The organism is Pirellulales bacterium, assembly GCA_035546535.1.
Classification (GTDB): domain Bacteria; phylum Planctomycetota; class Planctomycetia; order Pirellulales; family JACPPG01; genus JACPPG01.
The window spans coordinates 15,715-27,287 of record DASZWQ010000185.1; the positions used below are offsets into that span (position 1 = coordinate 15,715).

The window sequence follows — 11,573 nt, forward strand, 5'->3', positions numbered from 1 at the left end:
GCGTCACTCGCGGGTCATAAACTCGTCAAGGTTCAATAGCGCGCGGGAAACCGTGGTCCAGGCCGCGAGCAAGCGCGGATTGCGAAAGGCCGGCACCGGTTGGCCGGTCGATTCTGCGTCAGCCGGCGCCGCATCACTGGCCAACTCGTCGGCCAATAGCTCCGCGAGGCACGCACGCTCTTCACCGTCCGGCTCGCGCGCTAGCGCCAGGCGAAACGCATAGCGGATACGCTCGGCGGTCGGCTGGTCCTTGCACACCGCCAGCACGCGCGTCGCCATCGCCTGGGCCGCTTCGTAGCAGGTGTCGTCGTTCAATAGCGTCAGCGCCTGCAGCGGCGTATTGGCGCGCTCGCGCCGCGTGCAACTGGTGATGCCGTCCGGCGCGTCGAGCACCTTGAGGAACGGATTGGGCGTCGAACGCCAATAGTACGTGTACATGCCGCGGCGATAGGCATCCTCGCCGGGGCTGACGTTCCAGGGGCGCGGGCTGCGCGTCAGCGCCATCACGCCGTCGGGCTGGCGCGGAAAAACGCTCGGCCCGCCAACCTTGTACGACAGCAATCCGCTCGAAGCCAGCATGCAGTCGCGCACGATCTCGGCCTCGACCCTCAAGCGCGACTGCCGGGCGAGCAACCGGTTATCCGGATCGATCACGCCCAGTTCCGGCCGCGTGTGCGACGACTGCCGGTACGTGCCCGAGGTGACGATCAGCCGGTGCATCGCCTTCAGGCTCCAGCCGCGAGCCATGAATTCGGCCGCCAGCCAATCGAGCAGTTCGGGATGTGTCGGCGCCGCGCCTTGCACGCCGAAATCGTTCGACGTTTCAACGATTCCCCGCCCGAAGAACTGTTGCCACATGCGATTCACGGTCACCCGCGCCGTCAGCGGATTGGCCGGGTCGACCAACCAGCGGGCGAGGTCGACGCGCGAAGGATTCTTCACCTCGGCGGGCAGCGGCGGCAGCACGCTCGGCACGTCGGGCGACACGACGGGGCCGTTGCGCAAATACTCGCCGCGCACCAGGATGTGCGTCTCGCGCGGCTGCGAGCGTTCGTGCATGACAAGCGTCGTGGGAACCGTGGTCGAGAACTTATCGAGCCGGGCCCGGCTTTGCGCCAGCTTTTTCGTCAGTGCTTGCCGCGCTGGATCGGTTTTTTCGTATTCGGCCAGCAGCGTTTCTTGCTGAGCAGGAGTCCGCTTGTCGGCCGGCACGGCCAGCGCGGCGCGAACCGGCTCGGGCAAAGCCAGCACGTCGCGCGCCGCCTCGGTCACCGCCAGGCGGAAACGCCCCAGCAGCATGTGCGGCTTCGCGTGTTGCTGGGCCAGCGAAACCACCATCTTCCGGCCGGCTACCTGGCAATCGTCGCGCGCCACGAGCACGGCCGTGCGATTCAAGTGCGGCGAAGTATCGACCACGAAGATCGACCAGCCGGTCTTGTCATTGCCGTCGATCAAGTGCGAGGCGGGAAACTTCTCTTGCGCGTAATCAGCCGTCGCCAGTTGCCACGCCACGCGCTCGAACGTCGCGTCGCCACCACCGACGGGTTGCGCGGCCAGATCGAGCGTTATCTCGCTCAACACGAAATTGCCGTTGTCGGCACGCCCTGGCCCACGCCGCGGCAGGCTGTCGTCGACCAGGGCTTCGAGGCGCAATCCGCGAACCGTCTCGACCGGCGCCGCCGCGGTCACCGTATACGTGTCGGTCGCGGCCCGTCCGCCGCCGGGCAAAACCGACTGATCTTCGAGCCGCGTAAACGTCGTCCCGGTGGCCGAGGCCACTTCGGTAGGTTCGACGACATGCCACCTGATGTCCAGCCGCCCAGCGTACTGCTTTTCCCACGCCGCACGCTTGTCGGCGCTCGCTACGTCGTATGCCGCCAGCTCATCTTTGGCCGCGGTTATCTGCGCGTTCAACCTGGCCAGTTCGACAGCCTGGGCTTCGTCCGGCACCGGTAAAATCGGCTCGTCGGCGCCATTGAGCAGCGCGAAGAACTGGTAGAAATCGCGTTGCGATACGGGATCGTACTTATGGTCGTGGCAACGGGCACAGCCGAGCGACAGCCCGAGGAACACCGTGCCGGTCGTGGCCACGCGATCGACCACCGATTCGATGCGGAACTCCTCGGGGTCGGTGCCCCCTTCTTCATTCTGCAGCGTGTTGCGGTGAAAGCCGGTGGCGATCTGCTGGTCGATCGTGGCGTCGGGAAGCATATCGCCGGCGAACTGCTCGATCGTGAACCGATCGAACGGCATGTCGGCGTTCAAGGCGTTGATCACCCAATCGCGATACTTCCAGATCGTGCGCGGGTTGTCGTTCGTGTAGCCGTTGCTGTCGGCGTAACGAGCCAGGTCAAGCCAGTGACGCGCCTGCCGCTCGCCATAATGCGGCGAAGCGAGCATCCGGTCGACCAAGCGCTCGTAAGCCCCTTCGCTCTGGTCGGCTAGAAATGCGTCGATGTCGTCGACCTTGGGCGGGATGCCCAGGAGGTCCAAGCTCAGGCGGCGGATTAACGTCACGCGGTCGGCTTCGGGCGAGGGATGAATGCCATCCCGCGCGAGCCGGCCAAGAATGAACGCGTCGATCGGGTTTCTGACGAATGTGGCGTCCGCCGCGTCGGCCACCGGCGGCTCGGGATGCGCGACCGGCTGAAACGACCAGTGATCGCTTTTGCGCCGACCCGATGAGGGAAGCGGCTGATCGTCGGCCGGCGCGGGGGCGCCTGCGTCGATCCAGCGGCGGATCGTGGCGATTTGCTCGGCCGATAGCCGCGGCCCCGCGTCGTCGGGGGGCATGGACGAGACGTCGTCGGCGCCCGTGATCGCTTTGACGAGCGCGCTCTCGGCGCTTTTGCCCCGCACGATCGCAGCGCCGCTATTTCCCCCTTCGACGGCCAGCGACACCGCATCGAGCCGCAGTCCCGACTTTTGTTCGTCCGGACCATGACATTTGAAGCAGTGGGCCGCCAGGATCGGCCGCACGTCGCGCGTGTAATCGACCGCATCGTCAGCCCTACCATTGCGCGCGGCGCCAGCCACGAGCAGGCCCAGGGCCAGCCACCAGGGTCGAACGGCGAGGGAGAACCGCGTCATAGTTTCGCGCTACTCGGTCGTGCGGGCTTTGCGAGCGGAGGAGCCAGGCAGGATGGATCCGCGCCGCCTCCGAGGCTTCCTTCCGGGGCCGGCTTTGCGAACCAAACGTCGATCTTAGGCCTGCCGCCCCCGGGCTGCAAGAAAATCGCCAAACCGGTCAATTTGACGCCAGGAGACGGCGCGGGCAGGGCGCATTTTTGCCGTTCCTTATGGCGATCGCCTGGGTGGCCATGCCGCACGGACAAGCGGGTTGAGCCTGTCCGGGAATTCCATCGCTCTGCTGACGCGTCAAACGATGCGAGCGCTTAGCCGGTGCGCAAGCCCTGCACGGCGTCATCGACGTTGGCGAAGCTCTGCACCATCGAATCCAACCGGGTCGTGTGCAGCACTTCCTTGCACAACGGCTGCACGCCGCAAAGCACCAGTTTCCCGTCACGGTCGGCGACGCGTTTCCAGGCCCGGAACATGACTTCGATGAAGGCCGAGCCCATATACGCGGTCTGGGAAAGATCGAGCACCACGAGCGGCGGCTCGGCGGTTTGGGCGTGGCCCAGCAGTAGTTGCTGCGCCGCTTCGAACTTGGCCTGATCGAGGGCCTCGTACGCCGCGTCCAGGTGAATGACGGTTACATCGTCGCAGCGCTCGACCTGGGCCATGCAAGGATCTCGAAAAAAGCTGAGTTTTTGCCTGCCCACCGCAGGCGACAGGCCGGAGCGAATCGAGTTTTGAGTCTAAGCCGCGCCGGTGACCGCGACAAGCCAAGGGGGCAACGGGACTCGCCAAGTGAATGCCACCCCGTCGAGCACAAAAACGGAAGAAGCAATTCATCCACAGATCACGCAGATGAACGCAGATTTTAAGAATCCCTGGCGAGGGAACCTGGTAGCTGTCGCGTTTGTCTCATCAATCGGTGAAATTTGCGAAATTTGTGGATGGATTCGCCGATGGACGGATCGATGCGAACGCCCGAGCATGCCCCATACGTGCTTTGGCCCTGCGGAGTGTATAATCGAAGCTCAGGCAGGCGGACCTCGGCCGTGCTTCGCTTGAAGTAAGCCGTCAATCACCTGCACGGATTTCGCACGTTCTCCATAGGCATTGCCTTGAGCGATACGGCCCCGCATCGCGAACCACCTGCACTCGATACCGTCGCAGGCATTACCGATACTTGGAACGCCGACCGGGTCAGCGACTTGATCGCCATGATCAAGGAGTCGGCCGATAAGCTGGCCGCCGATCGCACCAGCCGCGGCGACCTGAAGATTCTCAGCCGGGCGCTGCGCGAACTGCGCTGGGCCTTCAAGGTTTTCTCGCCTTACCGATCGCGGCGCAAAGTCACGGTGTTCGGGTCGGCACGGACCCGCCCTCACGAAGCCACGTTCCAGCAGGCCGTCGAGTTCGGCCGCGAGATGGCAGCCCGCAGTTGGCTGGTCGTCACCGGGGCCGCCAGCGGCATCATGGAAGCCGGCCACCTGGGCGCGGGCCGCGAGAACTCGATGGGCCTGAACATCATGCTTCCCTTCGAGCAGGATGCGAATCCCGTGATCGCGGGCGATCCGAAGCTCGTCTACATGAAGTACTTTTTCACGCGCAAGCTGATGTTCGTGAAGGAGTGCGACGCGGTGTGCCTGCTGCCCGGTGGATTTGGCACGCTCGACGAAGGATTCGAAGTTCTCACCCTGCTGCAAACCGGCAAGCGTGACATCGTACCTGTCGTCTTTCTCGACGAACCCGGCGGCAGCTTCTGGAAGGATTTCGAACACTACATCAACCACCGATTGCTCGGGCATGGCATGATCTCGCCCGAGGATCTGTCGCTGTACACCATGACCGACGACGTGAACGCCGCGGTCCGCGAGATCGACCAGTTCTACCGCATCTATCACAGCATGCGGTACGTGAAGAACAAGTTGGTCGTACGTCTGAGCGAGGCGCCCAGCCCCGATTTCCTGGCCGCGATCAACGAGAACTTCAGCGACATCCTGACCGAGGGGAAATTCACGGTCGAAAGCGCGCTGGCGGACGAAAAAGACGAGCCGCAGCTAGCGCCGCTCCCCCGCCTGGTCTTTCGCTTCAACCGTCGCAGCCTCGGGCGCCTCCGGCAGCTTCTCGACGCGCTGAACCGGGGCAGCATCGATTCGCCCAAGGCCTGAGCCCGATTCGTCCCCCGATTGACGGGGAGAATTGGCGTGCGTTTCCGACGAAGTGTGCTTTTTCCGCAGCCACGGAAGCCCACGATTGCTCGATTCGGGCAGGCGATATCTTGCATCAACGCATAAAGGCGCGTTGAAAAATCATTGCAATGCCCTTCCGGGAATGCGATAATCCGGACACCTGCTACCTACCCGCCTTCGTCCCGCCCCAAACTGCTCACGGAAGGAGCCTTATGACTCCCGCGACCGTGTTTTCTCACGCTGTGTTTTCTCACGCTGCGTTCTCCCGCGTGGTGATTTCCCGCTTGGCATTGGTTGCCGTAATGGTTGGGCTCTGGTCGCCCGTTGGCCGTGGTGAAGAGGTCGCCACCGCCGCCTCGGCAAAGCCCTCGGTGCCCGCGGCCTCGGCAGCCGGCCTGGGCCCCGCCACGGAACTGACCTTCAGCACCGGCAACAACCTGTTGCTGCGCGGGCGCGATGCGCAGCGGCAACTGGCGCTCACGGCCAAATACGCCGGCGGCCAATCTCGGGATGTGAGTCGGCAGGTGACTTACACGACTGTCCCGGCCGGCATCGTCCAGGTTGATAGCACGGGCCTGGCCACACCGCTGGCCGACGGCCAGGCGAAGATCATCGCCCAGGCCGGCGGCGTACAGGCCACGGCCGATGTGACCGTTGACCATTTCGTCGACGATCCGCAAATCAACTTCCCCAACCAGATCGTGCCGATCTTCACCAAGCTCGGCTGCAATAGCGGCGGCTGCCACGGCAAGGCCAGCGGTCAGAACGGCTTCAAGCTGTCGTTGCTCGGTTTCGAGCCGGGCGAGGATTACGAACACCTGGTGATGGAGGCCCGCGGCCGGCGGCTATTCCCGGCGGCGCCCGATCGCAGCCTGCTGTTGACCAAGCCGATCAACGCCATCCCGCACGGCGGCGGCCAGCGGCTCGATCATGATTCACTCGAGTACCGGCTGCTGAAGCGGTGGATTTCGCAAGGCATGCCGTATGGCAAGGACACCGATCCCAAGGTGGCCAGCATCGAGGTGCTGCCGGCTCACGCCGTGATGACGCGCAGTGGCGAGCAGCAGATCGCCGTGCTGGCGCACTACACCGACGGGACGATCGAGGACGTGACCCGCCTGGCGCAGTTCGACCCGAATGACGGCGAAATGGCCGAGGTTTCGGCCCAAGGCCTGGTCAAAACGCTCGACCTGACGGGCGACGTCGCGATCATGGCCCGCTATCAAGGGCACGTGGGCGTGTTCCGCGCCAATATTCCGCTGGGGGCGAGCGTCGATGGATTGCCGCCGGCGAAGAACCTTGTCGACGATGCCGTCTTCGCCAAGCTGAAGACGTTGGGTGTGCCTCCATCGCCGGTCTGCGACGATGCCACGTTCTTGCGCCGCGTCTCGGTCGATATCGCGGGCCGATTGCCGACCTTGGACGAAGCCCGGGCCTTCCTCGCCGATCCGGATCCGGCCAAGCGCGACCGGGCAATCGATCGGCTGCTGGATAGCGCCGAATACGCCGACTACTTCGCCAACAAATGGACGGCCGTGCTGCGGAATCGCCGCCAGAACCCCAACTACATGCGGGGCACCTACGCCTTCCACGATTGGATTCGCGAAAGCTTGTACACGAACAAACCCTACGACCAGTTCGTGCGCGACATCCTGACCGCCTCGGGCGACGTGGGCGAGAACCCGCCCGTGGCCTGGTATCGCGAGGTGAAGGACACCAACCAGCAGGTCGAAGACGCCGCGCAGTTGTTCCTGGGCCTGCGCATTCAATGTGCCCGTTGCCACCACCATCCGTTCGAGGCTTGGAGCCAGCGCGATTATTACGGCTTCTCCGCGTTCTTCGCACAGGTGGCGCGCAAGCCGGGTGATGCGCCCGACGAGTTCCGCATTTACAGCAAGCGGGGGCTGGCACGGGCCACGAACCCGAAGACGAACGAAAGCCTGGCGCCGACCGGTCTGGGTGCGAAGCCGAGCGAGGTCTCGGCCGAGCGCGATCCGCGCGAGGCACTCGTGGATTGGATGGCCGATCCGCAAAATCCGTTCTTCGCCCGTTCACTCGTGAACCGCTATTGGAAGCACTTCTTCAGCCGCGGCATCGTCGATCCCGAGGACGATATGCGCGTGACGAACCCTGCTTCGAACCCGGCGCTCTTGGATGCGCTGGCGAGCCATTTCGTCAGTTCCCGTTTCGACCTGAAGGAACTGGTGCGCACGATCTGCCGCTCGAATGTTTATCAATTGAGTGCGCTGCCGAACGACTACAACCTGAACGACAAGCAGAACTTTTCACGCTACTATCCCAAGCGGCTCACGGCCGAGGTTTTGCTCGATGCCCTGGATGGCGTGACCGCGGCCCCCAGCAGCTTTGCCGGGCTGCCAGCGGGCACGAAGGCGGTGCAGATCCCGGACACGGGCGTGAACTCGTACTTCCTCACCGTGTTCGGCAAGCCCGAGGCCGCCAGCGCCTGCGAATGCGAGCGGTCGCAAGAGGCCAACCTGGCGCAGAGCCTGCACCTGCTCAACTCGAGCGAGGTGCAAGGCAAACTGGCCAGCGGCACGGGCCGGGCCGCGCGGCTGGCCGCCGACACCTCGCGCGGCGACGAGGACAAGGTGCGCGAGCTGTACCTGTGCGTCTACGCCCGCGAGCCGGCTTCCGACGAGTTGGCGATCGCCACGGGCCACATCGCCAAGAACGAGAACAAGCAGCAAGCCTACGAAGACATCCTCTGGGCCCTCGTGAATACGAAGGAGTTCCTGTTCAACCACTAGCAAGCCCGTGATGCCTGACTCTGGGTACGGCGATTCCAGCACTAGCCCGAAGCGCCAGCGAGGGGACTTTGAATTATTCCGAATTCAACCCGTCCCTCGCTGGCGCTTCGGGCTAGTGTCGACGGTTGCAGAGTTGTTCGGCAGAATAGTGGATTTGCGCGGGTTCTTGAATCAGACTGAAACCATCGCGGGCACCCACCCCTGGCCCGCGATCGAAGTGCTCGTTTCCCCGATCGAGCACGGCTTGGCAATGGCGAAGCCCGGCACGCCTTGTGTCGGGGTGCTGACTGATGCGGTCGAACGAAGGGACGCCATGGCGGCTTGAAGAGCCGGTGGCGACATCTTTCGATTTCGGCGAGATGACCTCCCTGCAATTTACCTGCCCCAAAGCGACCTGCCCGATGGGCGGGTCTCGTGCGAGGACTCCATGCCGGAGAATGTTCGAACGTCGTTATTCATGATGCGCATGCGGCGCAAGGCTCGCTTGCTCGCGGGCCTGTTCCTTGTGGTCACCTTGGCCGGCTCGTTCGCGCCAACCACCCATGCCCAGTTGCCGGCCGCGCAATTGCACGCACTGTTTCCCAGCGGCGGCCGACAAGGCACGATCGTCGATGTGAAGCTCGCCGCGGGCGCCGATACCGAGGGGGCCGATCGCCTGGTCTTTTCGCATCCGCATATCACGGCGGTGCAGAAGACGCGACCGGCCACGCCCTTCGAGCAGGGGCCGCAGCCGGTACCGAACGAATTCACCGTCGCCATCCACCCCGACGTGCCGCCGGGCATTTACGAAGCGCGGTACGCCGGCCGCTTCGGCGTTTCGAACCCGCGGGCGTTCGTCGTCGGCACCCTGCCCGAACGCAACGAGCCGGCCGACAATCACGCGCCGGACAAGGCCGCCACGATCCCGACGAACACGATCATCAACGGCACGGCCGACGCCACGAGCAACGATTATTTCAAAATCGCCTTGAAAAAAGACGAGCAAATCGTCATCGACGTGTGGGCCGAGCGCCTTGATTCGCGCATGGATGCCACGCTCGCCATTTACGATGCTACGGGCCGGGAACTGGCCAACGATCGCGACACGAACCGCCGCGATCCGCTGTTGGCGTTCACGGCACCCGCCGACGGCGAATACACGATCCGCCTGTTCGATTTCTTGTACCGCGGCGGCGCCGACTACTTTTACCGACTGGTTGCCTCGACCGAGCCCTATATCGATTTCGTTCTGCCGCCGGTCGCCGTGCCTGGCACCAAAAGTTCGTTCACGCTGTACGGGAGCCATTTGCCGGGCGGGACCAAGGTCGAAGGGCTCTCGTCACGCGGCCGCCCGCTGGAGAAGGTCACGGTCGAGATCGAGGTGCCCGCCGGCCGCGCCGTGGAAGAATTAACGATCAGTAACTTGTCGCGCGCACAGGACGCCAACTTCGATGGTTTCGAATACCGGCTCGTGACGCCTTCGGGCAGCTCGAACCCGTGCCTGATCGGTTTCACTTCGGCGCCGGTCGTCATGGAACAGGAGCCGAATAACGATCCCAACCAACCGCAGCAGATCAGCGTGCCCGCGACGTACATCGGCCAGTTTGCGCCGCGCGGCGATTACGATTGGGTATCGTTCGACGCCAAAAAAGGGGACGCGTACTGGATCGAAACCGTTTCGCAGCGGTTGGGTCTGCCGACCGACCCGTATCTGCTCATTCAGCGAGTCAGCCGTAACGACAAGGGCGAGGTGCAAGTCACCGACGTCCAGGAGTTGGACGACTCGGCAAAGGGCGCCGGCATCACGACGTTCAAGCCGGACAGCGACGATCCGATTTATCGATTCGCCGCGCCCGAAGATGGCACGTATCGAATTCTGATTCGCGATTTGTACGCCGGCTCGCGCGGCGATCCGCGCCTGGCTTATGCACTTGCGATTCGCACGGCGGCGCCCGATTTCCGCCTGGTCGCTGTGCCGGCCCATCACGCCAATTTGACGGCGCCGGCCGATTCGCAGCCGGTGAACCCGCTCTTGCGGCGCGGCGGCACGGAAATGATCAACATCGTGGCCCTGCGGCGCGATAGCTTCGACGGCGAGATTTCGCTTTCGGTCGAAGGACTGCCGCCGGGCGTGATTGCCAGCCAAACCATTATTCCCGCGGGTCAGAATTCCACGACCTTGGTACTACGCGCCGGCGACGAGCAGCCCGCCTGGCTGGGCCCGATTCGCATCGTGGGAAAGGCCGCGATCGATGGCAAGGAAGTCGCGCGGACGGCGCGCGGGGCCTCGACGCAATGGCCCACGGCCGTGAACACGTCGCCCGACTCGCGCCTGAGCCGGGACCTGTGGCTTTCGGTGATCGATCGCGACGTCTCTCCGGTGTTGGTGGAGCTTGGTGAAAGCAAAACGTGGGAGATGTCGCGGGCCGGCAAGCTCGAAATCCCCATCAAGGTCACCCGTCGCGGCGACATGAAGCAGCCCGTCACGCTCACCGCGATCGGCCTGCCGGGCAACGTCAAGGCGGCGCCGGTCACGGTTGCGCCCGAGGCGAACGAAGGCAAGCTGGTGCTCGAGATCGCCGAGAAGGCGGCTCCGGTCTTGCAGAACTTGCGATTGCAGGTGCAGGCCAGCGTTTCGTATCGCCGCAATCCGGAAGCGGCCGATGCGGCGGCCGCGGCGCAAAAGGAAATCGATCGGCTGGCCGGCGAACTGACCGCCGTGTCGCAAGCGGCCGAGCAGGCGCGGCAGGCGGCCGAAAAAACGGCCGCTGATTCCGCCGCCGCCGCGAAGCAGGCGACCGAACTCGCCATGGCCGAAGGGCAAAAGCTCAACGCTGCCACCGAAGCGGCCAAGGCCGCGGTGACGAAGGCCGCGGCAGCCGGCGAGGCCGTCAACAAAGATTCGACGAATCAGGACCTTGTGCAGGCCAAAGAGGCGGCAGACAAGGCTGCTGCTGACGCCAACGCGCAGTTGCAAGCTGCCACCGCGGCCAATGAATCGGCGCAGAAAGCCGCCGCCGCGGCCAACGCCAGGTCCCAGGCCGCCGCGGCCGACAAAGCAGCGCGCGATAAGCTGGCCGCCGACGCCGCGGCGAAAGCCAAGGCCGCCGCCGACGCCAAGGCGGCCGCCGACAAACGAGCCGCCGACCTGGCCAAGGCCGCCGAGGCCAAGAATGTGAACATCTTCGAGACCTCGACGTCCACGCTCATTCGCATCACGAATGCTCCGCTGACACTGGCCGTGACGCCCCCCGCTGCGCCTATTAAGCCTGGTGCAACTGTCGAGATACCTGTCACGGCGGGGCGTTTGTATGGCTTCGCCGAAGCGCTCGAAGTCGAATTGATCGTCCCGGAAGCGGCCAAGGGACTGTCAGCGGCGAAAGTCGCGATCCCCGGCGACAAGGCCGAGGGCAAGTTCTCGCTCGTCGCGGCGGCCGATGCCGCGCCCGGCAAGCACGCACTCGTCGCGCGCACGAAATTCAAATTCGGCGGCGCGGATTTCCAAATCGACGCGCCGGTCGCGGTGGAAGTCGAAGCCGCGAAATGACACCGTCATCAACGA

The 11,573-nt window shown here is 64.3% G+C and carries 5 protein-coding genes; 3 read left to right on the forward strand and 2 right to left on the reverse strand.

Going from position 1 to position 11,573, the window contains the following annotated elements; genetic code table 11:
• Window positions 1-3: 3 nt before the first annotated feature.
• Both VHD36_21550 and VHD36_21555 read right to left on the reverse strand, forming a co-directional pair.
• Window positions 4-3,090 carry a PSD1 and planctomycete cytochrome C domain-containing protein gene (locus VHD36_21550; GenBank protein HVU89931.1) on the reverse strand — a complete coding sequence of 1,029 codons (3,087 nt, stop codon included), beginning with the start codon at window positions 3,088-3,090 and terminating at the stop codon, window positions 4-6.
• Between the two features lie 305 nt (window positions 3,091-3,395).
• Window positions 3,396-3,746, reverse strand: coding sequence for an STAS domain-containing protein (locus VHD36_21555; protein ID HVU89932.1), 351 nt, complete (start codon window positions 3,744-3,746; stop codon window positions 3,396-3,398).
• A 447-nt stretch (window positions 3,747-4,193) separates the two neighbouring features.
• Between VHD36_21555 and VHD36_21560 the strand changes: the two genes are divergently transcribed.
• The 3 genes from VHD36_21560 (at window position 4,194) to VHD36_21570 (ending at window position 11,558) form a co-directional block, all read left to right on the forward strand.
• Window positions 4,194-5,243, forward strand: coding sequence for an LOG family protein (locus VHD36_21560; GenBank protein ID HVU89933.1), 1,050 nt, complete (start codon window positions 4,194-4,196; stop codon window positions 5,241-5,243).
• A gap of 323 nt (window positions 5,244-5,566) precedes the next feature.
• Window positions 5,567-8,032 carry a DUF1549 domain-containing protein gene (locus VHD36_21565; protein ID HVU89934.1) on the forward strand — a complete coding sequence of 822 codons (2,466 nt, stop codon included), beginning with the start codon at window positions 5,567-5,569 and terminating at the stop codon, window positions 8,030-8,032.
• A 427-nt stretch (window positions 8,033-8,459) separates the two neighbouring features.
• The gene (locus tag VHD36_21570; GenBank protein HVU89935.1) at window positions 8,460-11,558 is read left to right on the forward strand and encodes a PPC domain-containing protein; all 3,099 of its coding nucleotides are present in this window, start codon (window positions 8,460-8,462) and stop codon (window positions 11,556-11,558) included.
• Window positions 11,559-11,573 lie beyond the last annotated feature (15 nt).

What these genes read in the sequence shown, in the direction of transcription:
- VHD36_21550 (HVU89931.1), bottom strand. Translation starts at nt 3,090, where the DNA reads ATGACGCGGTTCTCCCTCGCCGTTCGACCCTGGTGGCTGGCCCTGGGC.
- VHD36_21555 (HVU89932.1), bottom strand. Translation starts at nt 3,746, where the DNA reads ATGGCCCAGGTCGAGCGCTGCGACGATGTAACCGTCATTCACCTGGAC.
- VHD36_21565 (HVU89934.1), top strand. Translation starts at nt 5,567, where the DNA reads ATGGTTGGGCTCTGGTCGCCCGTTGGCCGTGGTGAAGAGGTCGCCACC.
- VHD36_21570 (HVU89935.1), top strand. Translation starts at nt 8,460, where the DNA reads ATGCCGGAGAATGTTCGAACGTCGTTATTCATGATGCGCATGCGGCGC.